The organism is Escherichia coli DSM 30083 = JCM 1649 = ATCC 11775 (assembly GCF_003697165.2).
GTDB classification, from domain to species: domain Bacteria; phylum Pseudomonadota; class Gammaproteobacteria; order Enterobacterales; family Enterobacteriaceae; genus Escherichia; species Escherichia coli.
In genome coordinates, this window is the sequence record NZ_CP033092.2 from 2,015,836 (window position 1) to 2,042,022 (window position 26,187).

The window sequence follows — 26,187 nt, forward strand, 5'->3', positions numbered from 1 at the left end:
TCCCTCATTATTTGAAATGTGGTTTCACTTTCTGCAATTAAGGTCGGCTTTGAATATCTCCTCTGCTTTACGCCAGGTTGTTCACGGCACTCGCTGGCACGCTAAACGCAAGAGCTACAAAGTGTTGTTCTGGCGCGAGATAACCCCGCTTGCTGTTCCTATCTTCATGGAGAATGCCTGTGTCCTGTTGATGGGGGTTCTGAGCACTTTTCTGGTCAGCTGGCTGGGAAAAGATGCGATGGCCGGCGTGGGATTGGCGGACAGCTTCAATATGGTCATTATGGCTTTTTTTGCAGCTATCGATCTTGGTACTACTGTCGTTGTAGCATTTAGTCTCGGTAAGCGAGATCGACGACGAGCGAGGGTGGCGACGCGGCAGTCATTGGTGATCATGACGTTGTTTGCCGTACTGTTGGCAACGCTAATTCATCATTTTGGCGAACAAATTATTGATTTCGTCGCGGGTGATGCCACGACAGACGTTAAAGCACTGGCGTTGACTTATCTGGAGCTGACCGTACTCAGTTATCCAGCAGCTGCCATCACTCTTATTGGTAGCGGGGCACTTCGTGGTGCAGGGAATACGAAAATACCGCTACTGATTAACGGTAGCCTGAATATTCTTAATATTATTATTAGCGGCATATTGATTTACGGCCTTTTCTCCTGGCCGGGACTGGGATTTGTCGGGGCTGGGTTGGGTTTAACCATTTCTCGTTATATTGGCGCAGTTGCAATTTTGTGGGTGCTGGCGATTGGTTTTAATCCTGCGCTAAGGATTTCGTTAAAGAGCTATTTTAAACCGCTGAATTTTAGCATTATCTGGGAAGTCATGGGGATTGGTATTCCAGCGAGTGTCGAATCAGTGTTATTTACCAGTGGTCGGTTATTAACCCAAATGTTCGTTGCCGGGATGGGGACCAGCGTTATTGCCGGAAATTTTATCGCGTTCTCAATTGCGGCTCTTATCAACTTACCCGGAAGTGCGCTCGGTTCTGCTTCTACGATCATTACAGGCCGAAGGTTGGGGGTAGGGCAGATAGCGCAAGCAGAGATTCAGTTGCGGCATGTGTTCTGGCTGTCCACTCTTGGATTAACGGCCATCGCCTGGCTAACGGCTCCCTTTGCCGGGGTTATGGCATCGTTTTACACCCAGGATCCACAGGTTAAACACGTCGTTGTGATTCTGATTTGGCTAAATGCTTTATTTATGCCTATTTGGTCCGCCTCATGGGTGCTACCCGCTGGATTTAAAGGTGCTCGTGATGCCCGTTACGCCATGTGGGTTTCGATGTTGAGCATGTGGGGTTGTCGGGTTGTAGTCGGTTATGTGCTGGGAATCATGCTTGGCTGGGGTGTGGTTGGCGTCTGGATGGGAATGTTTGCCGACTGGGCTGTGCGGGCCGTGCTGTTTTACTGGCGAATGGTTACTGGACGTTGGCTATGGAAATACCCTCGATCCGAGCCGCAAAAGTGTGAAAAAAAGCCAGTTGTGTCGGAATAAACGACAAAATGCAGATTATTTCAGCAAACGATTTCAAATTTAAAAAACAGGCTTTGACATTGTGGGTGGGCATCGCTAATATTCGCCTCGTTCTCACGATTCCTCTGTAGTTCAGTCGGTAGAACGGCGGACTGTTAATCCGTATGTCACTGGTTCGAGTCCAGTCAGAGGAGCCAAATTTTAGTTTTGAGACATCTCTATGAGTCTCAGGACAGTTAAAAAATAAAAATTATTTTTACCCGGTCACTTTGTAAAAAAGTGGCCGGGTTTTTGATTTCTGTGTTTCGTGCACTTAATCGAGTCTCACGCTTCAGTGAGCAAATTGCCCCTCCCCAACAGACATCACGATTCACAAGGTCAAAAATTCTGTTCCATGAAGTACCGTACAAAGATAAAGAGAAAAATGCCTTATGCGGGATGTAGCTGTCGCGTCTTTATCGGGAAACTATACGTAATTGCCACTTTGTCTTCGGTAATTAGAAAAAGAAGACCTGCCATTTTAATAAATATTATTTCTCTGGGAACGGGGATTTTTTATAAGCAATATGACGAGTTAAACATTATATTTTTATAAGGATTATATGAGATTAAAGAAATCTGCCATAAAGACAGATTTCTTTAACATATAATTAGAGATTTGCGACGTTATGATAAACTTTTTGTACATCGTCGTCATCTTCAAGGGCATCAACAAGCCCTTCAAAGATTTCTAAATCTTCTGGGGAAAGCTCAACTTCAGATTGAGCAATCATTTCTAATTCTGTTGTTGAGAACTCAGTGATTCCAGCTGCTTTTAGCGCCGCGATTCCTTTATGAAGGTCAGTAGGTTCAGTATAAATAACAATATTACCTTCTTCTTCAGTTACATCACGAACATCAACTTCAGCTTCAAGCAAAATTTCAAAAATATGGTCAGGGTCTGTTCCTTTAAATACAATCACACCCGTATTGTCAAACATATAGCTGACAGAACCTGCCGCTCCGATATTGCCGCCTTTTTTATTGAAAATTGTGCGAACGTTAGCAATCGTACGGTTAACATTTGAAGTCAATGTCTCAGCAATAATCATTGAGCCATTAGGACCAAAGCCTTCATAACGTCCCTGTACGAACGTTTCATCTCCACCGCCTTTGGCTTTATCAATTGCTTTATCAATAACGTGCTTTGGAACTTGTGCCTGCTTTGCACGTTCAATAACGAATTTTAAAGATGTGTTTAATTCTGGATCGGGTTCACCTTGTTTGGCAGCAGCATAGATTTCTACACCGAATTTTGCATAAATTTTAGACGTTGCACCGTCTTTAGCCGTTTTTTTAGCAACAATATTGGCCCATTTACGTCCCACTGGAATGATCTCCTCGAAAATTTATTTACATTACTGGTAAATCGTTAACATGTGTTAATTCAGCATATTATATCATAACAGGAAAAATCTCGTCTATTAGAAATAAAAATATTCTAAAGCCATAATCTTATATTTAATTTTATAAAAACTAATGTTGTTGGCGGGATTTTTTATAATTGTGTTTTGAAAGCATACTTGCTTTTAATATGTGGAAATCATTAAGACGATAATAAAACTCGCATCTGCCCAAGGAAGCAAACAGCCCGCGTTTATTGCAGGCTATTTGCCAGATGTCTTACTTAATCCTTCACATCTATTTCTGATAAGAAGGTTCATAACTTATTATCGGAACGGCGGCTCATTAAAGGTTCGTAATTTACGTGAATGCAGTCGGTCGCCTTCTGCGCGCAGCAAATCGATCGCCCGAATGCCAATTTGCAGGTGTTCGGAAATAGCGCCTTCATAAAAACGGTTAGCCTGGCCGGGAAGCTTAATCTCACCATGTAACGGTTTATCTGAAACACACAGTAGTGTCCCGTATGGCACGCGGAAACGATATCCTTGCGCGGCAATGGTTGCACTTTCCATATCAATTGCTACGGCCCGGCTTAAGTTAAAACGAAGTGCAGAAGCTGAGTAACGTAACTCCCAGTTCCTGTCATCTGTGGTTACCACAGTACCTGTACGCAGCCGCTGTTTGACTTCCTCACCAGGCCTGCCGCTGACTAACTTGGTAGCGTCATAAAGCGCACGTTGCACTTCAGCAATGCTCGGAATAGGAATATCGGGCGGCAGAACCGCATCAAGAACGTGGTCATCGCGTAAATAAGCGTGTGCAAGGACATAATCTCCAATGGCCTGGCTTTCACGTAATCCGCCACAGTGACCAATCATCAACCAGACATCCGGGCGTAGCACTGCCAGATGATCGCAGATGGTTTTAGCATTGGACGGTCCCACGCCAATATTCACCAGAGTAATACCCTGACCATCAGCGGTAATTAAATGCCATGCTGGCATCTGGTATTTTTTCCATGCAAGGTCGGAAATGGCTTCTTCTGGCGCTTCGGTTTCGGCAGTGATCCAGTTCCCGCCAGCACAAGAAAGGGCAATGTAGGGACTATCAGGATCGAGGATCTGGCTGCATCCCCAACGAACGAATTCATCCACATAGCGTGTGTAGTTGGTAAACAAGACGAACGGTTGAAAATGTTCTACTGGCGTACCGGTATAATGGCGCAACCGTGCGAGGGAAAAATCAACCCGGCGAGCATCAAAATGCGATAACGGGGAGAATTCCGTTGGATGATAAATGCCGTCTGCAGTTTCATCGCCGATTTGCGCCAGTTCTGTTGTCGGGAAGTAGCGAGTTAAACCAGCGCTCATTGAGCGATCAAGTGTCAATTCAGAGCCATCAATGACATAAGGATAAGGGATTTCATGCTGCGAGGGTTGCACAGAGATATGCGCACCATAATCCTGATACAGCAACGTAAGTTGTTCATTGAGATACGAACGAAAGAGAGTAGGGCGAGTAATCGTGGTGGTGTAGCTGCCTGCGTGAGTAAAACGACCAAATGCGCGCGTTTTGGGGGGATTAGTTGTGCTACCGTCCCAGGTTACGGTCAGTGATGGATAGACAAAAAGACCTTGTTTGCGGGCGTTTTCATCAGGTAATTCGCCACTTGTAATATATTTGCCAATGGCGTTGCGTAAAGCAACTACAGATTGCTCATACAGCGCGTCGAGTTTATCCAGTGCCTGAGCTGGGGTCAGACCGGAGCCCTTATTATTCATGTGTGTCTCCTGTTCCATACAATTACCGCACATCCGATAGTATGTCACAGGAATGTGAAACAAAAGTATAAGGCGAAGATCGGATGATCTTCGCTAGGCTATCACGAGCGTTGATTGTCTTTCATCAATAAAGCGGTCATTGCAGAAATCAGGCATCCAGCCAGCAAATAAATGGCGACGCTATGCCAGTTCCCGGCAAAGTAAGTGATGAGTGCAGCGGCAATAAAAGGTGTAAATCCACCGCCAACCACACTGGCAACCTGATAACCGACTCCAGCACCACTGTAGCGATAACTGGCACCAAACATTTCGGTAAACATCGGTTGTTGCACACACACCACCATGTCATGCGCAATGTTTGCCAGCATTATGGAGAAGAAAACTATCCAGAAAATAGATTGTGCTTCAAGCGCCATAAAGAAAGGAAATGCGCTCAACGTTCCGATCAACGCGCCTGTGATATAAACCCTGCGCCGACCAAAACGATCGGCAAGCCAGGCAAAACAGGGAATTGTCAGGCAGCTTAATCCACCTACCAGCAAACCAATATTAAGGAAAAGTTCGCGCGGTAACCCCATATTCTGGGTTGAATAATTAAGTGCAAAGGCAGTAACAATGTACATCGTCAGCAACTCGCACAGTCGTAGTGCAATAATCTTCAGGAAAGCACCGGGATGTCGTAACAGAGCTTCGATAACCGGGATGCGTTTTTTCGCGGCCGCTTGATTATGTTGCTGTTGTTCAAATTCCGCGGACTCCTCCATGCCATTGCGCACCCACAATGCTCCCAGTACCAGTACGATGCTAAACAGGAAAGGAATGCGCCAGCCCCAGCTTAAAAACTGTTCGTCAGTCGTCATCATACTGATCAATGAAACCAGTCCGGTTGAAAGCAGTAAACCTACTCCGTAGCCAACTTGTACACCGCTACTGTAAAAGGCTTTTTTATTTTTCGGCGCACTTTCAACGGAAAGCAACGCTGCGCCTCCCCATTCGCCGCCGACGGCAAATCCCTGAATGGCACGCAGTGTCACCAGCAAAATAGGTGCCCACCACCCAATGGTCGAGAATGAAGGAAGAATACCAATCAAGGCTGTCGCGATGCCCATCATCCAGACGGTCAGCATTAACATGCGCTTACGTCCCAGCCGGTCACCAAAGTGACCGAAAATGACACCGCCGAGCGGTCGGAAAAGGAAGCCGACACCAAAGGTGGCAAATGCGGCGAGCGTTCCCATCGCCGGGCTTACCTGCGGGAAAAACTCGCGATTAAACACCAGTGCGGCGGTAATGCCATAGAGTAAAAAATCATACCAGTCGACGACGGCACCAGCGAAACTGCCTAACGCAGCTCGTCGGGCGCGACTTAACGAAAGCGTCCCTTCATCGGGACGAGTGGAGATGAGCGTGGAGTCCATAATGATCCTGTTTGTACTGTCTTTTTATAATTAGTATGGAAAAGGTAACTCACATTGCCGTCGATCTATAAACGAACCTTATGAGACTACCTCGACAGAGCGAATCTGCAAATGATTTTATGGCTGATTAACGGCAACATGAAAAATTCGATGGAAGATGAAAGCGCAGGAGTTGCTGGTGTTGTTTAAGGATTAAGCAGAGGGCCCACAGGTTCGAGATATGAAACATAAAAGTCCGCATATGCACAAAATTGCACCCTGATGATTCTGATAGACTGCATTGCATTATAACCAGTAGGGAGGCGAGGTTAGTTATGTTTTTAGTATCATTGTTGAGACGTATTGCATTTAGTTACTACGATTATAAAGCTTATAATTTTAATATTGAAAAAACAGACTTTGTTGTCATACATATTCCCGATCAGATTGGCGATGCTATGGCCATCTTTCCTGTTATTCGGGCGCTTGAATTGCATAAAATTAAGCATCTATTAATTGTTACGTCGACAATTAATTTAGAAGTCTTTAATGCGCTCAAACTTGAACAGAATAAATTAACATTAGTCACAATGACTATGCAGGATCACGCAACATTAAAAGAAATAAAAGATTTAGCGAAGAACATAACACTGCAATACGGTACGCCGGATCTTTGTATAGAGGCGATGCGTAAAAAGAACCTGAAAACGATGATATTTATCAGTCAGTTGAAAGCAAAAACGAATTTCCAGGTCGTCGGTTTAACCATGAAGTGCTATTCCCCTTTGTGTAAGAACGCGTCCCGGATGGATCAGAATCTCCGGGCTCCTGTACCCATGACATGGGCATTTATGATGCGTGAGGCGGGTTTTCCGGCAGTCAGGTCAATATATGAATTGCCATTAAGCGATGATGTACTCGATGAGGTACGTGAGGAAATGCGATCGTTAGGATCTTACATTGCGCTCAATTTAGAAGGTAGCTCGCAGGAACGTACATTTTCATTATCGATTGCAGAAAATCTAATAGCAAAAATTCAAAGTGAAACAGATATGCCAATAGTGATCGTTTATGGACCCAAAGGGGAAGATAAAGCCAGGGCATTAGTGGATTGTTATAATAATGTCTACCGTTTATCCTTATCACCCTCGATTAAACGTTCAGCAGCAATTATAAAAGATGCTTATATGGCAATAACTCCTGACACCTCAATATTACATATGGCAAGCGCCTATAATACCCCTGTTGTTGCAATTTATGCTGATTACAAAACGCGATGGCCCGCAATGGCCGATGTTTCGGAGTCAGTCGCCGTTGGGCAAAAAATTGACAATATAAGTCTGGATGAATTCGCAAAGGCATTAAAAAGTGTTTTGGCGAGAATTTGAGGCAGTACTTATGCATAGTAATGCCGATCTGTTATGAACGGTGGTGCCATCAATACTCTGAGGCTGGTCAATCATCACAGAAAACCAGCCTTTGGATCAAAGCAATACTCACCGAAAATGATCATAGTCACACCAAACGCGATTCAGGAGGAACTGTTTGGTAAATAGCACCACCGGATCTTGGGGGCGCTGTGATTATTACAGTATTGCTATCACCGTCATTTTTGAATGTCACTTTACCAGTAGCATCAACGCCTACCCAGGAGGCCGAGCTTGAAAACGAATAATCAGCCGCCGTTTTTCCTGGTGCAAAGTTGTCATTATTCAACTGATAATACGCCCCGGTAAATCCCTGCGAAGGGAATGAAGCTGTCGGTAGGTTTGCACCATTCACTGACACTGTACCGGTCATTGGTCTGGTTTCCGCGCTAATGAATTCTATCGTGGTACTCAGGCCCGCCTGATGAACACCATTCAATACGGGGATCAGCGTTGCGATACCCTCTCCGTCTCCTGTAACAGTAGCTTTGTAATCACCGTTGATATTTTGACTGTAATCAATTGCGCTAATTTTCATATAGGGCACGTTTGTACCTGATTGCACAAATTCCATCCCTTCAGAAACTTTGATCGGATTGCCTGATATATCGTGCAGAACAAGATGTAGCTCAGCACTATCGGTAAAGTCCCCTTTCAGTGATGACTGGTTGTTCTTAAGGATGGACTGCGAGGCGTCTGCTGGGACTGCCACTAGCGATATATCTACTGTTTGCATTCCACCTGCGCTTGTGACTGTGCTTACAGTGACGCTCCCCGTTATCGCTCCTTTCACGCTTGTTGTCGCGATTCCGTTTTGATCGGTCACTGCTGTTAATGACGTTAATGTGGTGGAGCCGCTTTTTAAGGCGAAGTACACAGTGAGACCTTCGATCAGGTTACCACTGCCATCCTCAACCGTTGCCTTTAAGGTACTTAAATCACTGTTGGTGGCGGCGATAGTCGACGGATCAGCGATAAAGCTAGCAACATGTGCGGTGCTTGGGTTGCCAGTAACCTTCACGGTTGTCTGTGTCTGTATTGTGACGCCGTTATGGAACGATGCAGTCACCGTATATGTACCGACTTTATTGCTGGTCAGAACGACTGGAGCCTGACCTGAAGAGTTGGTTCTCACTTTTCCGCCACTTAACGTCGCACCTTCTAGCGTTACGCTAAAGTTGATGACCTGACCCTCCACTGGAGTGCCATTTGCAGAGGTTAGCGTTGCCGTCAGAGTAGCGCCTTTAGGAGCATTGACACCGATAAGCGGACTGGACGTGAGTGTCAGTTTTTCATCAATAGCCTCCAGTTGTTTCTCAAGTGAAGCTCCATTCGCTAGGGATGCTTTTACAGTATACGAGCCGTTTCTTTCAGGCGTCATGGTGACCTCGGCTACTCCCTGCGTATTAGTAGAGACCGTATTCTGGCTGATGATCATTTGCGAGGATGGCGCTGCACTGAATGTCGCGGGTTGATGCGTCACCGGGTTGCCAAACTGGTCGTTAACGTGAGCTTTAACTGCTATGTCTTGTGCGACCATGACCTGACCTTCAGGTATCTCCTGACTGGTAATCGTCGCAGAATTAACATCTACCTTGGCATTCAGTAATCGCGAGATGACTTCAGTAGGTTTATCTGCCAGAGAGGCTGAAACTGTTTTTAGTCCGACCTCGGTGCTTGTCACAAGAATTTCAGCGAAAACCTGATCATCCGTTTCAACGCTGGTGCTGCTTAGCGTGACGGAGGTTCCACGGAAATTAACTTTTATACCTTCTACTGGGTTGCCGTTTCCATCAGTCACTGTTGCCTGTAGCCTGGTCATTCCAATGTTATTGGCGATGAAATTGTCCTCGGTAACGTTAAGATTAACCTGCGCAGTGAGCGTATCCGCAGTAAAGTTCACCACCAACTGCTCACTCTTACCGCCAACCATCGATGCTGTCACGGTATGAGCGCCTGCTTTTGTACCTTTCAGCGTGACTTTCGCTTTGCCATCGGCATCAGTAACCGCTTTGTCGCCATCGCTCAGCGTGAAGTTCGCCTTCACATCTTCCGGTAGAGTAAATGTTACCTCAGTGTTGGCTATCGCATTGCCCTCTGTATCAGCGACGGTGCTGTTAGTGTCGTGAGATCGTTATTGTCGGCAATCACCGGATCCTTCGAGGCTGCCAGCGTGATTTCAGCATTCGTGACGTTCGGCACATAGTTCACTGTTTGTTGCATCGAATCGCCATTTTCGAGGGTTGCCGTCACGGGAGTTCTTCAGGCTGAAATCTTCATCCACGCCCAGCGTGATTCTTGCGGTACCGAAGCGGCTTAACCAGTCTGTCATTACCCCTGAAGCCTGAGAAGAGGCCCATCCACGTGCTATGTTTGCCGCTTGCTCGCTGTTCATATCTTCGGCGAGCAGAGATCCAATTAGCTGTGAAGTACTGGCTATCTGTTGCTCAAGGTTGCCACTGCTGTTACCCGGCGGCGGGGTTAAATTTTTTTCACTAACTTGTGCCTGGACATCCAGTTCATCACCCGGGCGGGCATTACGAACAAACGTACGAAACTGGTTGAGTTTGCGTAACAGGGGGGTATCTATAATTTGTTGCACAGGACAAATATATCTGGCTTCTGTACAGAGTCTTAAATTTTGACCATAAATAAAACCGTCCCTGTCAAGCATGCATAGTTTATCAAGTAGGTCTCCCACAAACTGCCTGAATTTTATTTTTCCATTAAAAGTTTGTATCTTCTTAAGTATCACAGGAGACTGGAAATAGACCGATAGTAGGATGTTGCCACTCAAGGCATGACGATAAATATCGCTAGGAGTAATTTTTTGTTTTATGGCTTTGGTAGTGATCTCAACTGCTTCCGTTATAGTGACCCATGTTGACATATAATGAGTTATAAGCAATGGCTGATATTTTTTTGACATAATATTATCTCCTTCTACACAACAATTCGTTCCGTTAAGGAAAAAGATTGGTGTCACAAGTATTTATTTATGATTAATCAGAGGGTTTATGACAGAGAAAAGGATGTATATTTCTGAGTAAACATGTACAGGCCTATGGGGTGACTATTTAATGAGTAAATGCCGAATGATTTTCGGGGTGATGATTATAACTTGAGGAAAAATCCCAGCGTGGTTTGAGTAGTGTACCTGAGTGATATTTGTGTTATGTATGCATTGATTGCAGCAGAATAAATATAGTTCAGGCTAGTATAGTTTATGGTAGCTATGAGAATATATAATCTATTTTACCTATAAAATAATTTATATGTATGGGGTTGTTTTTTTAGGTTGTTTGTCTGTGCTTTTATATTCTGGAGATGTGCCTTGTATATAGGATTGTTTGTTGGTTGTATTTTTTAATGTTGCACTGTTGTGAATTTTTATTTTGATATGATTATTTCTTTAGTATAAGGAGAGAAAGGAACGAGAAAGTTAAATCTATTTATCCTAATCGCAATTTCATTGTTTAAATAATCACTATGGATTAATATTTTTTGCGACTCTGCTGAGTTACTGGTTTTAACTAGTGGTGTAAAAGGGATACCTTTTCGGTATCCCTTTTACAATAATCAGAAGAAATCAATTCGCGTATTGATACCGACGGTGCGACCCATATTGACCTGCGCGACGGCGCTGCTGCCGTTCATGTAGCCATAGGTACGGTAACGACGGTCGAACAGGTTATCGACATAGACGGAAATGTTCATCCGTTCAGTCGCCTGCCAGCCCAGGCTGCTGTCCAGGGTGGCATAGGTGCCTTGCCGCAACTGGTTGTCGCCATCGAAATAATGCGGCCCGACCAGATTAACCGCCAGTCGGGGCATCAGTGCGCCATAGCGCGTATCAATCACGCCGTTCACGCTGCTTCCCGCGCCATAACGTGGTACGAACGGCACCCGGTTACCGTGATACAACTCACTGTCATTGGTGAATTCGGAACGGATCACGTTGCCATTGATATCCCATGACCAGCCTGGCGCAAACCGCCACTTCGCTTCAAGCTCAACGCCGGTGGCGTCGGCTTTACCCGCATTGCTTAATGTCTGCATCCCGACCGGGCCAGAGTAAAGCTGCATGTCTTTGGTGTGGGTATAAAACGTCGCGGCTTGCAGCGTGACGTCAGCGGTTTCGTAGCGGGTGCCAAGTTCATAGTTGATGGATTTCTCGGCGACGAACGGTTTGGCATCAAGACCCGCAGTAGGCACGATGTTGTACCCGGAAGGTTTATATCCCTGGGCTACACGGGTATACACTCTCCAGTCATCGGTCAGCATATAGCCTGCGGATAGCTGCCCGAGCACCTGATCGTCATTGCTCTTACCCTGGTCGCCAAACGGGTTGCCGAGCATGCTGCCGTGATATTGTGTACTGGATTTATCATGCGAGAAGCGCACGCCGCCGCCGATATCAAAACGATCGGTTAAATGCCAGGTCAGGTCACTGTATGCGGCCAGCGTTTCAGCGGTGGTATAGCCGGTACTGCTTAAATAAGGCATTGTCGGCATGTCGTAGGCTGAATTTAACTTCTCGCGGGTGTTCTGCCGGTACAGCCCAAACACCATATCAACGGTACGCGCATCGCCCAGGGTTGCGGCGCGCAGCTCCTGCACATCCTGATTCCAGCGCTGAGGCATATTGACGATTAACGAACCGGAAGGGAAGGCGCGCGAATAATGCTGCTGCTGCCAGGCGCTGATCAGGTTGAAAACCCAGTCATCGGTGGTGTATTTCCCACTCAGGGTCTGGCTGTCAGTGCAGCGCCGCATGTACGGGTCTGGTGAACCATCGCTGATCGACAGCTTACGGCCCTTAATATCATTCCATCCCACATAGGCATCCTGGGTGGCGCGGGTACATTCGCGTGAGGCGGCAAAGCCCATTTCCCAGGGCTGATCGTCCGGCGCCAGACGCAGTTTCACATTCCCTATGCTGGCGCGGGTGCCGCCTAAGTCATCGCTTCCCGTCGCGGGGTTAATCATGTCGCCGTCATCAACCTGGCGTAACAGGGTGACGCTGCCGTACAGCAGGCCATCCTGAATGGGGCCGCTCAGGTTGAACTTACTTCGATAACTGTCGCGGCTACTGACGCCGCCTTCAATATAGCCGCGCGGCGTACTGTCCGGCTGCTGGGTGACGATGTTGATGATCCCGCCCTGAGCGCTTTTGCCATATAACGTTCCCTGTGGGCCTCGCAGCAACTCCACGCTTTGCACATCGGTAAGCGCCTGGATGGTGTTGGTGGAAAGCTGAGGGACGCCATCGACATACAGGGTGACGGCGGGGTTATAGAAGTCCTGCGCTGAAGAGACGCCGCGTAGCGAGATCGTCGAAAAAAGCATGTTGCCGCTATTTTCAATATTGAGCCCGGGCAAGACTCTGGGGAGTTTGTCGCTGGCGGTGACGCCGGCGTCGCTTAATTCCGGCGCGCTGACAACAGTAGACGAGACGTTGTTGGCTGATGCCGAGCGGGAAGATTGTTTACTGGCGGTAACCACCAGCGTGCTTTCGTCTTGCTGTGAAGTCTGGGCATTAGCAATGGCGGGGAGCAATAATCCCCCCAAGGCCAGAGGATAAAGCCGTGTCATTTTCATTGTTGTGAGTCCCTGTAAGACGGCGAAACGCCAAAAATACCGACAATGGTGAATTGAAAATGATAACTATTTCTAATAGTGGTGCTACCCGAAACGGGTTTATTTCAACCTGTTTCGGGTCGGTTTGCGCTTATTGGGCAGAATGGCGATAACGGTCGACGGCGAGAGCCGTCAGGCGTTTTTTGTCTATCTTGCCGACGGCGGTGAGCGGCCAGTGGTCCAGAAACTCGATTTGGTCAGGAATTTTCCACGCGCTGAGCCCCATACGGGTCAGTTGTTGACGCAACTGCTGATAGTCAGTTGGCACCTGCTGCGCGATGATAAACGCGCAAATCCGCTCGCCAAGCAGCGTGTCCGGCGCGGCGACCACCGCGCAATCTTGCACTTCCGCTAAACGCAGCAGTGCCGATTCCACTTCAGCCGCGGCTATTTTTTCTCCGGCGCGGTTGATCTGCTCTTTTATGCGTCCCTCAACGTGCAGGTTCCCCACCTCATCCAGCCTGACATTGTCGCCTGTGCGGTAAAACCCTTGCGCGGTAAAGGCCTGCGTGTTGTGGGCAGGGGCGCGGTAATAGCCCGAAATGGTATAAGGGCCGCGCGTTAACAATTGCCCGGTTTCGCCCGGCGCGACGTCGTTCTCGTCTTGATCAACGATGCGGATTTCATCCAGAGGGGACAACGGGCGCCCCTGGCTGTGGAGAATGGTGGCATGCGGATCGTCCAGCCGGGTAAAACAGAGCAGGCCTTCCGCCATACCGAAAACCTGTTGCAGGGTACAGTCAAAGGTGGCGATAACCTGCTCAGCAAGCGTCGGGTCGAGCCGGGCGCCGCCTGCCTGAATGACGCGCAGCGACGAAAGGTCGCTGTCTTCCCACTCCCTGGCCTGCACCCATAATTGCGCCAGCGCCGGAACCAGGGCGACGTGAGTCACTCTTTCCTGCGCGATTAAAGGCATCACCTCATCACAGCTGGCGCTGTCGGTCAGCACCACTTTTCCGCCGCAGGCAAGCGTTCCCAGAATACCGGGGCAGGCCAGCGGAAAGTTATGCGCCACCGGGAGGACGGCGAGATACACGCTCTGTTGGCTGATGCCGCACAGTTCAGCAGAAGCGCTGAAGTTATAGCTATAGTCGGCATGTCGGCGCGGGATGAGTTTGGGCGTGCCGGTTGTGCCGCCTGAGAGCAACAACAACGCGGTGGCGGAAACATCAGGCTGCGGCCATGCCTGTCGCTCACCGTGAAGGGAGAAGAGCGGCGTAAAATCGTCGCTCACGGTCTCTCCAGCGACCAGAACATGACGCAAGCAGGCGTGTTTGTGCGCCATCTGTCGGGCCAGCTCTGCGTGGTTTTCCCCGTGAATAACGTAAGCGACGGGTTGCGCCAGCTCAATCAGCGCGTCGATATCCAGCGCCCGTTGCGAGGGCATCGCCAGCACGGGGATAACGCCCAGTCTTAACAAGGCGAACAGCAGGGTAACAAACGCGTTGTCGTTGGGAAGCTGCACAATTACATGCTCCCCCGAACGCAAACCCAGTGATGACAGACCTGCGGCAAGTTCGTCAACTTGTGCATCAAGCGCGCTGTAGGTTAACGACCCCTTTGCATCAACGACGGCAATTCGCGAGGCATAACGGGCCGCCCAGTGGCGCAACTGTTCGGCAATGGGTAAGGGATACTGTTCAATCAGAGATTCAAAGGAAGAATTCATGCGTCACCTTTCTGAAGTACTGGGCTGTTTTTGCCACGCGGTCATTGCAGAAAATGCGTGGGGAAAATGGCGGACAATCTGCGTAAAAAAGGACCGGGCTTGTTGAATGGGATAGAAGTGATCGCCGTCAATCACCACCGGGCCTGTAACGTGGCTCAGCCACTGACGCCAGGCATCGACCTGCTGCCAGGAGGCTTCGCGATCGTGGCTGCCGCACAATAACAGCGCAGGCGTGCGCAGCGGCGGACAGACGTCGGGCGAGTCGTAGTGATAGCTCTCGGTGGCGTAAAAATCAGCGCGCAGAAGAGGAAGAAACAGCGACATTAATTCCTGGTTTTCCCGCAGTTCAGGAGAACATCCGCCAATGTCTATCAGCTCAGCGATAAAGTCGGCATCATCGCGATGGCTGAGCTGGCGTTCAGAATGCAGATGCGGGGCATGGCACCCGGAAATAATCAGTCCTTGTGGCGCAAGCCCCCGTTGCTCCAGAAGTCGGCAGGTTTCAAACGCCACCTGCGCCCCCATGCTGTGCCCGGCGAGTAAAAGCGGCGTGTCAGGCGATACGGATGCTTCCAGCTCGTTCGCCAGCAGTGCCGCCAGTTGTGTAATGCTTCTGAGCGGTTCCAGATGGCGAAGGCGATCGCGCCCCGGCCAGGTCACCAGAGAAAGCGCGCAATCAGCCAGTTGCTCAGCTTGCCAGTGGCGAAACGCGCTACTGCTGCCGCCAGCGAAAGGGCACATGACCAGATGCGCAGTATTGCCGTTCCGGGCGGGCCACAGCGGGATGCACATTGCAGATTGCGTCACAGCGCCTCCTTATCATCATCGTTGTAGAAACCGGCTAACCGGTCGTGGTGCGGCGGCGTCAGGCGTCTGATCTCCGCATTGCCGGTCTTACGTAAAATCTGCTGCCATAAACGTGATAACGCGATCTGATGTACGCTTTGGCAGGCCGCTGGTGGATGTTCGCCCGCCAGATTGCTGCGCAACTGGTGTAGCAACCAGCTGACGCCCTCCGGCCCGACGGTTTCGCAGCAGTCGCGCCAGCTCAGGGGCGCCGCGCTGCGCATCAGACCCGGCAGATCGCGCAGGATCTCCGGTCTGCGGTAGAGGCTGTGGGCGTTCTCCTGATGGTCTGCGACAAACAGGCTGGATGACCAGATGACGGGGCCGTAGCTCGCCTCCAGCGAAAGATGACCTTCCGGCCAGCCCAGCAGCAGGCGGTGCATGATAAGGCTATGCATATCTGGATCGTCAGGATCGAGATAGCGCTGAAGCAGCAGGCAGGCTTCTCCCTCCGGCCAGAAGAGTCTCAGACAGTGAAAATCGCTAAAGCTGCCAACCACGTCGCACTCCACGGCGGCGGCATCAACGCCCAGAGCCAGCAACAACAAATCCAGAGTGGAGTAGAGCAACTGTCGGCTGGTGGTGGCGTGGACTACCGGCGGCGTCTTAGCCAGGCAGCGACGCAGCTGCTGCGCATCGCGAAGCCATGTGCGTCCCGCGCGCGTATGCGGATAAAACGTGTTTACCCAATAGCAGCAGCCCTGTTCCTGCGCCAGCGTTTGTAAGGAACTGATGTCATCCGGGTGGAGGGGATGCTCCTGAATGACGTGTACGCCGCGCGTCAGAAAGTGTCTGGCAAGCTGCGTACCGGTTCCTCCGGCGACGGTCGAACGCACGACAATACAGGCGATATCCGGCATCCTGGTTATCTGTTCCGGCGAGGTATACAGCGGAATGCCAAACGCATGAGCCAGCTCTCTTGAACGGGCGCTTCCCTGCGCCAGCAGGCCGACCAGTTCCAGCCCCTCCGGGGGCTGCATAAAGGCATTCAGGTACATTTCGCCAAATTTGGCGCCCACAATCAGTACGCGTTGCTTTGGGGAGGCGGACGGCATCATAACGTGTTCTCCGGTTGCGTTGAGGTTGCGCAAAGCCAGCGCGTAATGTGTTGCGCACAAGCCTGAACGTGGGGGGCTTCCATCATGATTTGCCAGTGGCTGGCTTCAATCACAGCGTCGTCGGCGTTGTTTATCCAGCCCTGCCACTCGGTTTCTGCTGGCGTCCAGCGCGCGGGTCTCCCGGCGGCATACACCATGAGACAGGGGACCGGAACGCTTTCGCCCGGCGTATGCTCAGTCAGTAAACGCAGCAGATGCGCGATGTTGTCGAGCCACGTTTCTGCCGCTTGCAGCGTCAGGTTTTGCGACACCATACCGACCGTTTTAGCGAGGCTGATAAAGTCGGCAAGCTGGCTGTCGGGCGTCTGCTGGTCGAAATGTTCGGGCAGTGCCAGAGGCGTTTGTCCTTCGGCTAACAGGCGCAGCAGGGCCGCCCGGTTTTCGCAACAGAAATCCTGTCGGCACACGGGATCGATTAACACCATCCGAACCTGCTTGCCTTTGGCGTACAGGCGCTGTGCGGCGCCCGCCGCAAGAAACGCGCCATACGACCAACCCGCCAGCACATAAGGGCCGTGAGGCTGCTGACGACGGATGCACCCGACATACTCATCGATCATCTGGTCGAGCGTGGCAAAGCGCTGCGGCGATTTTGCTTGCAGGCCGAAAACGCGCCTGTTCAACGCGTTAGCGAGCGGCAGCCAGGCGCTGATATCGCCGTCTGAAGCGTGGAAGACAAACAGGGTTTCCTCACCGTCGCCCTGGCAAAGGGGTATCGGGTTGTCCTCTCCTGACGTAGCCGCCTGTAGATGGGCGCAGAAGTCGCTCAGCGTCGAATGGTTGAACAGATCCTGAAGGTTAGCCCTGGCAATCCCTCTCCGGTTTAGCTGCGCGACCATCCTTGTCGCCATCAGGCTGTCGCCGCCCAGTTCGAAAAAGTCGTGATGCCTTGCCACGGGGCGAGACAGCAGCGATTGCCAGAGTTCAGCCACCTGTTTTTCCAGCGCCGAATTCCCCCCGGCAACTGGCGTGGGTTTGGCTGGCTCAGTCGGCGCATCAGACGGGGCATGCAGCGGCGTAAATAACGCTTCTCTTTGCCGGATCTGTAAAATGGGCAGACCGGTGCCAAAGCGCTGCTGTAAATAGCGGCTCACGGCTTTTTTATCCGGGCGATTTACGCCAGGCGAACGCGCTACCAGCAGATGCTGGCGCAGCGGCGACGATTCCTGCGCGGGCCACGCCAGCTCGTTTGCAAACCCGGCCTGAACGAGAACCTCCTGCCATGCGGAGCGGGTGAGCATCGGTTTCTCATCCCGGCGGCGGAAATCGCGGTATCCGCTTAATCCCTCAATAAAGCCCACGCTCGCCAGCTGGAATACGCTGTTTCGCTCCGTCGCTTCAACGATCAGCAAACGTCCGCCGGCTTTCAGCAACAGTTTTAATCTGCGCAACGTCTGGACGACATGGCTGGCGTCGTGGAGCACATTGACGGCAACGATCAGGTCGTAACCCGCCTCCGGGTGGGCGGTGAAATCCAGCGGCTGGTTGATGTCGAACAAGGCATAAGACACCTGCGATTCATCATGGAAACGGGCTCTGGCGTCATTGAGGAACTGCGCGGAGACGTCCGTGAAGTGGTACGACTGCCGCGTGTTCCGCGTGGCCTTCAGCACCGGCGCGGTAGTGGCTGCGGTTCCGGCGCCAACCTCCAGAATCCGTTCTGCGCTGCACAAGGCGGCAATCTGCGCGGTATAGCGATTCAGACAGGCGCTGGCGGGGTTGTCGCGATACAGCGCGTCGGTAACGCGATGCTGCTCGTTGAACAGCAATTCCAGCGGAGAACACTGCCCGGAGAAGAGGGCGTCGTGCCGGGCGATGCAGGTTTCCAGATACTGCGCCAGCGCCTGGCTCCATTGGCTTTGCGGGCACGCTTCCTGAGGCTCAGGAATCTCGCTGAGCGGAATGCGGCAGCGCCAGCTTTCACCTTCGCGGATTAACCACTCTCTTTCCGTCAGACACTGTAGCCACTGGCGCAGCAGACGCTGGTGAGACGCTTGCGCGGACAGCGCCTGTACTACTGCGCTAAAGCGATGGGCGATCTCCGGCGTGGTAAACAGGCCGTGACGATTTAGCGTAGCCGCGATCCCCTGTAGCGCACGCGCCTCCAGCCAGCGCCAGGTCGCCTCCAGCTCATCAAGCTGCGCCTGCTCAGGCAACGGCAGCGCCAGTTGGGTAAGTTCGTGCTCATCAGGCATCGCCGCTGATGGCGACGGATCGTCGGCCATCACGATATCCAGCGTCAACGCGCCCTGTTCGGTTATTTCCGCTCTGGCCTGCCGGATGCCGGGGTATTCGAGCGTCGCCTGCTCAATATCCCGCAGGTCGTAGTCCGCCTGCGCGTTCAGCGGCCAGCGTCGGCGGGGAATGTGCCCGGCGATGCCGCTGGCGAGAGTCTTCAGGCTTTCAGGGGCGGCGATGACGGCTTGCAGGATGGCGCAATAGTCATTAAACATCGCCTCGGCAGCGCCGGGTTCCAGCACGTTGTCCATGCAGTACCAGCTAAACATCAACTCGCCGTCGCTCTCCATGACCTGATGATCCAGCCAGACCTGCGGCGTTTGCGTGAATACATAGCAGGGTTCGCCGAACAGATGGCTCATCGCCTGATCGATAGTCATGCCTTCCAGCGTCATCCCCAGCATACTGGTAAACACTACCGGCATCAGCGGTTGACGTTGTGATCCGCGCAGGCGGCCCAGCTCACGGATCACCTCAACACCGTTCATTTCACTGTGCGCCATGTTTTGCCAGAGGCGCTGTTGGGTCTGTTGCATCTGCTCTTGCAACGTCACCGGCGCTGAGAAGTTAAAATCAACCAGCGTGACGGAGGTAAAATCACCAATCAACTGGTTGATTTGCGGATGGATCGGCTGGCGATTGAAGAACGTCAGGTTCAGCGTAAATGTTGTGGTACGGCTCCAGCGCTCAAGGGTGGCGGCAAACAGCGTGAGCAGCGCGGCAGACGGTGTGACGCCTTGCTGCTGCCAGCGCTGTTTCACGGCCTGCCATTCTGTCTTGCCGATCGTCGATTTGAAGGTGGTGAAGTGTGGCGTTTCCGGGGGCGTCTCAACCACCGGCAGCTCTGGCGCTAAGGGCAGTTGCGGCAGTTTTTCCTGCCAGTAATCCCAGGCATCGTGCCATGCCGATGTCTGTCGGCGCGCCTGTTCAGCCATCACATAATCACGGAAGGTAATAGCGAGCGGCGCCAGCGTTTCACCGCGCCAGACCTGCGCCAGGTCGTCCATCATGACTTTAAAACTCTGCACATCAAACTGCAAAAGGTCGAGGTTCATATGCAGACGGTAATGGCAATCGTCGATTTCGCTGACCACCAGCTCAAAAAGAGGCCACTGGTCGGCAGGCAAAACGCGATAGCTCAGTTCATGCCGCCGTTTTTCCAGCGCGATGCGCTGTTCTTCCGGGGAAAGCGCGCGCAGATCGTCACGCGGGATGTGATACTCCGGCGTTGTCGCCAGGATTCGCTGCTGCCCGTCGGCATCAACCACCATACGCAACATATCGTGGCGTGCGATGAGCTGGTTCCATGCTTTCTCCAGTATGGCGAGATCGAACTCATCGTGGCGTTTATCCCACTCAAACAGGACGTGACAGGCGACGCCGCCATAGCCAATGAGGTGGGTTCGCCCCAGCCAGTAGGCGTGCTGAATGGGCGTCAAAGGGAAGGGCGCATAACGCTCGTCGGCGTCGTGCCGCAACACTTCCGGCTGCGAAGCGGCAGGCGTCGCCTCTGGCTTAGAACAGATAAGCTGCGTGAGTCCATGGGGAGACAGATCCTGCCACGCCCGTTCCGCATTGATGCGTACGCCCAGGTAGTGCTGAATATCGCTACTGAGTTCAAGGAAGAGCAGCGAGTCCATGCCGAGTTGCAACAGATCCTGGTTTGGATGCAGTGACGCCGGATCGCTCAGCCTTAGCTGAACCGCAATCCGCTTTTTCAGCCATGCCATCACCGCTGTTTCATCGCTCAGGCTGCCGTTAAAGGCGTTGTCATCAGCAGGAGGAATGACCGGCGTTGCGGCTTTTTCTGTGGCGCTGATGTTAAACAGAGCCTGTTGTAACGGGGGCATTTTGTCGGTAAAAACGCGCATCGCCAGTCGCCACGGGGCGCCGCGCATCACCGCCTGTTCCAGGTGCCAGCAGCCTTCGGCATCGCTTAACGCGCCCATACCTCGGCTGGCGAGCGTCGCCAGCATTTCCGGCGTGGCCGCCCGACCGCTTTCTCCCCATGCGCCCCAGGCGACAGAGAGCGTTTTCGGCGCATCAAGGGTGGAAAACTGCTGGGCCAGCCCATCCAGGTAGCCGCAGGCCAGCGCATGGGCGCTCTGACCCGGCGCGCCGAGGGTGGCGGCAGCGGAAGAGTAGAGAATAAGATAGCGTCCGTCGTGGTTGCGCAGGGTTTGCAACAGCTGGCTTGCCGCCTGCGCTTTTACCGCGAAAACGGCAGCCAGCTGGTGGTCATCAAGCTCCTGCAAGGGCGCGTCAGCCAATACGCCAGCGGCATGAATCGCTCCGGCAATGCCGCCGTTGGCCGCCAGATCGTCAAGAACCGTGGCCAGTTGCCCGGCATCGCCCACATCACAACGGCAGACGCGCGTCTGCCCGCCCTCCACGTCGCGTAGCCATGACTCATCCACGCGCGGCGCCAGCAGGGCGATGCGTCGCGCCCCTTTTTCTCTGAGCCAGTTCACGGCAAGGCGGCCTAATCCGCCAAACGCTCCGGTCACCAGATGCCAGCGGCTATCGCCGGTAAACACGTTTGCCGGTAATTCAGCGGCGCATCCCGTATTGGGCGACAGTGAAGGAAGCCAAAGGGTGTCACCCCGTGCGGCGAGCCAGCGCTGTGATAGTGAGACTGCACTCAACCCTTGATGCAGCGTTTCCCACGGGGTGTTTTCGGCGAGATCGATGGCGGCAAGCAACCGTTCCGGCTGTTCGTTGGCCGCGACGCGAAGCAAGGCCCATAGCGCGTGATGGGATGCAGAGAGTGCTTCATTTTCCTCGACTCGCCACGCGCGGCGAGTAACCACAATCAATCCGGCTGCGCTGGCGGTGAGCGCTGCTATCACTTTCTCCGCTAAGGCCAGCGTATCCTCGCTCTCCTCAACAATCATCAGTCGTGAAGAGGCGTGCGGATCGTGAATGATGCCGTATTGCGCCAGCTCGTCGCTGCGCGCAAGCGTACCGGCGCTGAAGCTAAAGGTAAGCGGATGGTCAATGCTGGCGACGTTGAGGGGCGTCCAGCGCCATTGATAATGCGTTTGCGGCGCAGGAAGAGGCGCGGCGGGCGATAGCGGCAGCCACTCGCCAGCAGGATGACGGGCTTCAACGCGCATCTGACCGCGGGAAAAGGCTTCGTTTTGCCAGCTTAAGCGAATCTTCCCTAGCCACTCCGGGGCGGCGACGGGGGGCGGTTCCACAGGCAGAGCGTCGCCATGACGCTGTGAAAGCAGACGCCAGGCCTCCTGCCAACGGGCGTTAAACCGTTCGGGCTGACCTGCGCAATCAGACCAGTCGGCGAGATAATCACCGTTATCCGTCAGCGCCTGCCCCAACACGGGTTCTGATGGCGCGGTGAATGTTACGGCGCTAACCGCCTGACCGGGCAGCGTGGCGAGAATGATATGTTCGCTCATCCCGGCGGTCGGGCTGCCATCCTGCGGTAGCCACGCCACTTTGCTGAATCCGGCGTGGCGGCACTGTTGTTGCCACTGAGCGGTGGTGAGGAATAACTCACCTTCGCGGGCGTCGAGATCCTGTAGCGGAAGAACCAGCGGGCCGAAAACGAAGTCAAACAGACGCATTGGCTGGGTGATTTCGCGCATCAGCAGGCGCCCGCCCGGCTTGAGCAGGGGGCGCAGATTATCGAGCGTGCGGCCAATATGGCGGGTGGCGTGAATCACGTTCGCTGCCACGATAAGATCGTAAGACTGTGCCTGGAAACCCTGAGACTGCGCCTCTTTTTCGAGATCCAGCTCGCTATACTTCACAAAATCATAGTCGGCGAATTTCTGCTGGGCGCGACGGGTGAACAGCGCCGAGATATCGGTGAAATGGTACTCCAGTGCCGGAACGCCGTTGAGTTCCGGCAGCAGCCACGCGGTGGTGCCGCCGGTTCCGCCGCCAACTTCAAGAATACGCAACGGCTGGCGGGGCTGACGCGTCTGGACAATGCCGCGTAATACCCCGGCGGCGATTTGGTTGAAATAGCGGCCAAAGCTGAATTCCTGATACAGCACTTCCACGCCGTCGGAGGCGCTTTGCGGGAAGATAATCGCCACCGGTTCTTCCGCGCCGCTCATCATTTCATATAACCGATCGCCGGCACGGGCGATGGTGTCGGGAATAGCCTGAAAACCTTCACAATAACCGGCAAGTTCCGTCAGCAGTGATTCCCGCTGTTGATGTTCAATGGGGCGGGCGCGGACGTATCGCCCGTCGGTGCAGCGGTAATCGCCGTCGACCACGCAGTTATTCAGCAGGCGCTGGAGTAGCTGCTGGTAGCGGGGCAGCAGACGTCCACGGCGCATGATGGTCATGGCGTCCACGCCGTTCTCAATGGCATCGCCGGTACAGCGTTGTACCAGTTGATCGACGTAGATGGCGTGCAGTCGCGTGGCGCACTGTTTAAGCGCTTCCAGGCGAGGGAGATCGAGCGCTGTCGCGGCGCGACTCGCCACCTCCAGCCCGGCAGACAGCGCTGCGTCGGCAGGCTCGCAGGCCGGGGAGACGCGCTCTTTCCAGTAACGTTCAGTATCAAACGGATAACATGGCGCAGCGATACGTTGTCCATCGCCCGCCAGCAGGTCGGCCCACGGTAGGGCGACGCCGGCAGCGTAAAGCTGGAGCAGGGCCTGATTGAGGACATCGCTCGCCTCTTTGTTACGCCGGGCGCTGGCTATCCAGTATGCGTTATCGCGGTATTCGCGCTGCCCGCAAGCAACCAACTGGGCATCGGGCCCCATCTCCAGAAAAACGCGGGCGCCGAGCTGATGCGCCACCTGAATACTCTGGATAAAACGCACCGGCTGGCGCATGTGTCGGCGCCAGTAATCCGCCTGGTTGAGCGTTGACTCATCAATGACGTCGGCGGTGAGCGTGGAAATAATCGGTATTTGCCCCGGCTCCGCGTGCAGTCCCGCGCAGGCGTCCTGGAACCGATCGAGTATCGGCTCCAGTAAAGCGGAGTGCGCCGCACCGGTTACGCTCAGGCGACGATAGTTAATGTCATGCTGCGAGAGCGTGGCGCAAAATACCGCGAGACGGGCTTCCGGCCCGGAAAATACCGTATGTTGCGTACCGTTGTTGGCGGCGAGATCCAGCTCAAACTGGCGAGCCAGCGGCATCAGCGTGTCTTCGTCTGCAAATACCGCCACCATCGCGCCGCTTGCGCACTGCTGCATTAGCGCGCCGCGCCGACAAACCAGTGGCATGACCTGTTCAATCGTATAGTGTCCGCAGACAACGGCAGCGGCAAATTCACCGACGGAATGCCCAATGGCGAAGTCTGGCTTCAGTCCTTCAGCACGCCAGTGCGCCGCCATCGCGATTTCAAACGCGACAATCGCCGGCTGCGCCCAGGCCATATTGTCCAGCTGCGCCGAATCGGGGTTAAACATCGCTTCGCGCAGTGACGGCGTGAGCATTTCGCTACAGGCGGAAAAACAGCGATCCAGCGTGTCGGCAAACGCCGTTGAGTGCTGGTACATCGTTTGGCCCATAGTGCGCCAGTGCGAGCCCTGGCCGGTAAACAGCCACACCTGCTTGCCGCTGGCGCCGTGGCCGCTGTATACCTGCGCCCCCGATTTCTCACTAGCCCAGGTGCTGAGCGCGTCGGCGGTTTCACGGTTTAATGGCACCGCCAGGCGGAAAGGAAGATCGAGACGGCGCGCGTGCAGGGCCGTGAAGGCCAGATCGCTGGCATCCGCATTCTTCCTCAGCGCCCCGGCATAATCCGTCGCCAGCCGCCGCAACGCGCTGTCGCTGGCGGCGCTGAGCAGCAGCGCAGTACTTTTTCTGCCGCCATCCGTATTGGGGAGGCGCGCGTTGAGCGCATCGGGCAGCGAGGCGACGATCATATGGCAGTTGGTGCCGCCAATACCAAAGGAGGATACGCCCGCATAGCGCATTTCATCCTGCCACGCTTGCGCCGACACTGGTACGGTAAAGGGGCTCTCCTCAAGCTTCAGCGCCGGGTTGGGGGTGTGGAAATTCAATAAGGGTGGAATTTGTCCGCGACTGACGGCCAGAACGGTTTTCAGCAGTCCGGCAATGCCTGCCGCGGTATCCAGATGCCCCATATTGCTTTTCACGGAACCGAGCGCACAGCGCCTGTCCTGCGGGCGCGGCGCATAGACGTTGCGTAACGCTTCTATTTCAATCGCATCGCCCAGCGGTGTGCCGGTGCCGTGGGTTTCAATGTAACCTACCTGCCTGTCGTCGATGGCCGCCAGCATTAACGCCTCTTCGATGACCGCCTGCTGCCCGGCGACGGAAGGGGCGGTATAGCCGACCTTTCTGTTGCCGTCGTTATTGACCGCGCTGGAGAGGATCACCGAGATAATCGGATCGCCTGACAGTAGCGCGTCTTTCAGGCGACGCAGAACCACGCAGCCGAGACCATTACCGGCCCAGGTGCCCTCAGCCGAGGCGTCAAAAGGACGACAGTGGCCATCGGGAGAGAAAATCATTCCGGGCTGGTAGCGATAGCCCGCCTGCTGGGGGAAAGAGAGCGCCACGCCGCCGGCCACCGCCATATCGGATTCGCCTGCGCGCAGGCTTTCACAGGCCAGATGCACGGCAACCAGCGAGCTGGAGCAGGCGGTCTGTACCGATAACGCCGGGCCGTGCAGGTTGAGTTTGTACGCGGCGCGGGTGGCAATATAGTCTTTATCATTGCCCATCAGAGATTGCAGACCTTTTACCTGCGCGACTTCTGTCACGTTCAATGCTTCGCGACCGGGGTAGGTACTCATCCGGGAAGAGGCGAAAACGCCGGTCTTATGGGGGACGGCGCCGGGGGCATAACCGGCATGTTCCAGCGCATGCCAGACCGCCTGCAAAAACAGGCGCTGCTGCGGGTCCATCGACTCCGCTTCCTGTCGCGAATAGCCAAACAGGGTGGCGTCGAAGCAGTCGGCGTTGTCTAACACCGTACCGATATTGACATAATGAGGATCGTCAATGATGGCGGCATCCAGACCGACGGCCAGAAGCTCTTCGCGCGTAAAGCGTCGGCTGCATTCACGACCTTCCAGCAGATTTTGCCAGAACGTTTCGCCATCCGGCGATTCAGGAAAATGGCAGGCGTAGCCGATAACCGCGACAGGTTCGCAGTCCGGGTAGTGTTGAGCGATCGATGCATCAATGGAATCTGCTGTCGGCGCAGAAGAGAAGCGCAAGTTATCCATAATCGGTCCCGTTTC

At 53.3% G+C, this 26,187-nt stretch carries 11 protein-coding genes, 1 tRNA gene and 1 pseudogene; 3 read left to right on the plus strand and 10 right to left on the minus strand.

The window, feature by feature from the left end; translation table 11 throughout:
• Positions 1-16: 16 nt before the first annotated feature.
• Positions 17-1,504: a toxic metabolite efflux MATE transporter YeeO gene (yeeO, locus tag EAS44_RS10745; protein ID WP_001327950.1), complete on the plus strand. Its 1,488-nt coding sequence runs from the start codon at positions 17-19 to the stop codon at positions 1,502-1,504.
• Between the two features lie 100 nt (positions 1,505-1,604).
• Positions 1,605-1,680 (plus strand) — tRNA-Asn (locus EAS44_RS10750).
• A gap of 453 nt (positions 1,681-2,133) precedes the next feature.
• On the opposite strand, the gene yeeN is transcribed toward EAS44_RS10750, so the two are convergent.
• From yeeN to shiA, 3 genes are all read right to left on the minus strand, one after another.
• Positions 2,134-2,850, minus strand: coding sequence for a YebC/PmpR family DNA-binding transcriptional regulator (gene yeeN, locus EAS44_RS10755; protein ID WP_000532923.1), 717 nt, complete (start codon positions 2,848-2,850; stop codon positions 2,134-2,136).
• A gap of 342 nt (positions 2,851-3,192) precedes the next feature.
• A complete protein-coding gene (gene amn / locus EAS44_RS10760) occupies positions 3,193-4,647 on the minus strand; it encodes an AMP nucleosidase (protein ID WP_001060233.1) in 1,455 nt (484 codons plus the stop codon).
• A 101-nt stretch (positions 4,648-4,748) separates the two neighbouring features.
• Positions 4,749-6,065 (minus strand): shikimate transporter, encoded by a 1,317-nt coding sequence (gene shiA, locus EAS44_RS10765; RefSeq protein ID WP_000378563.1) that lies wholly within the window; start codon positions 6,063-6,065, stop codon positions 4,749-4,751.
• Positions 6,066-6,379: 314 nt separating this feature from the next.
• Here shiA and EAS44_RS10770 point away from each other — a divergent pair, with 314 nt between their 5' ends.
• Positions 6,380-7,432, plus strand: a complete 1,053-nt coding sequence (locus tag EAS44_RS10770) for a glycosyltransferase family 9 protein (protein ID WP_000480488.1) — start codon at positions 6,380-6,382, stop codon at positions 7,430-7,432.
• A gap of 160 nt (positions 7,433-7,592) precedes the next feature.
• Here the strand turns inward: EAS44_RS10770 and EAS44_RS10775 are convergent.
• The 7 genes and pseudogenes from EAS44_RS10775 to irp1 all read right to left on the minus strand — a co-directional run.
• A pseudogene (locus tag EAS44_RS10775) lies at positions 7,593-9,724 on the minus strand (Ig-like domain-containing protein); the annotation flags it as partial.
• Positions 9,651-10,400, minus strand: coding sequence for an inverse autotransporter beta domain-containing protein (locus tag EAS44_RS10785; RefSeq protein ID WP_000039784.1), 750 nt, complete (start codon positions 10,398-10,400; stop codon positions 9,651-9,653). The gene EAS44_RS10785 and the pseudogene EAS44_RS10775, both read right to left, overlap by 74 nt.
• 650 nt (positions 10,401-11,050) lie before the next feature.
• Positions 11,051-13,072 carry a siderophore yersiniabactin receptor FyuA gene (gene fyuA, locus EAS44_RS10790; protein ID WP_000784540.1) on the minus strand — a complete coding sequence of 674 codons (2,022 nt, stop codon included), beginning with the start codon at positions 13,070-13,072 and terminating at the stop codon, positions 11,051-11,053.
• Positions 13,073-13,202: 130 nt separating this feature from the next.
• Positions 13,203-14,780: a yersiniabactin biosynthesis salycil-AMP ligase YbtE gene (gene ybtE, locus EAS44_RS10795; RefSeq protein WP_001088828.1), complete on the minus strand. Its 1,578-nt coding sequence runs from the start codon at positions 14,778-14,780 to the stop codon at positions 13,203-13,205.
• A gap of 3 nt (positions 14,781-14,783) precedes the next feature.
• Positions 14,784-15,587 (minus strand): yersiniabactin biosynthesis thioesterase YbtT, encoded by an 804-nt coding sequence (gene ybtT / locus EAS44_RS10800; RefSeq protein ID WP_000194283.1) that lies wholly within the window; start codon positions 15,585-15,587, stop codon positions 14,784-14,786.
• Positions 15,584-16,684: a yersiniabactin biosynthesis oxidoreductase YbtU gene (gene ybtU, locus EAS44_RS10805; RefSeq protein ID WP_000982863.1), complete on the minus strand. Its 1,101-nt coding sequence runs from the start codon at positions 16,682-16,684 to the stop codon at positions 15,584-15,586. The genes ybtT and ybtU overlap by 4 nt, the downstream gene beginning before the upstream one ends.
• On the minus strand, positions 16,681-26,172 hold the full coding sequence (gene irp1 / locus EAS44_RS10810; RefSeq protein WP_000369487.1) for a yersiniabactin polyketide synthase HMWP1: 9,492 nt from the start codon (positions 26,170-26,172) through the stop codon (positions 16,681-16,683). The genes ybtU and irp1 overlap by 4 nt, the downstream gene beginning before the upstream one ends.
• Positions 26,173-26,187 lie beyond the last annotated feature (15 nt).

Bases quoted from the DNA above. Each gene is read 5' to 3' on its own strand.
- EAS44_RS10785 (WP_000039784.1), bottom strand. From the start codon at position 10,400: ATGTCAAAAAAATATCAGCCATTGCTTATAACTCATTATATGTCAACA.
- shiA (WP_000378563.1), bottom strand. From the start codon at position 6,065: ATGGACTCCACGCTCATCTCCACTCGTCCCGATGAAGGGACGCTTTCG.
- amn (WP_001060233.1), bottom strand. From the start codon at position 4,647: ATGAATAATAAGGGCTCCGGTCTGACCCCAGCTCAGGCACTGGATAAA.
- yeeO (WP_001327950.1), top strand. From the start codon at position 17: ATGTGGTTTCACTTTCTGCAATTAAGGTCGGCTTTGAATATCTCCTCT.
- ybtE (WP_001088828.1), bottom strand. From the start codon at position 14,780: ATGAATTCTTCCTTTGAATCTCTGATTGAACAGTATCCCTTACCCATT.
- ybtU (WP_000982863.1), bottom strand. From the start codon at position 16,684: ATGATGCCGTCCGCCTCCCCAAAGCAACGCGTACTGATTGTGGGCGCC.
- EAS44_RS10770 (WP_000480488.1), top strand. From the start codon at position 6,380: ATGTTTTTAGTATCATTGTTGAGACGTATTGCATTTAGTTACTACGAT.
- irp1 (WP_000369487.1), bottom strand. From the start codon at position 26,172: ATGGATAACTTGCGCTTCTCTTCTGCGCCGACAGCAGATTCCATTGAT.
- fyuA (WP_000784540.1), bottom strand. From the start codon at position 13,072: ATGAAAATGACACGGCTTTATCCTCTGGCCTTGGGGGGATTATTGCTC.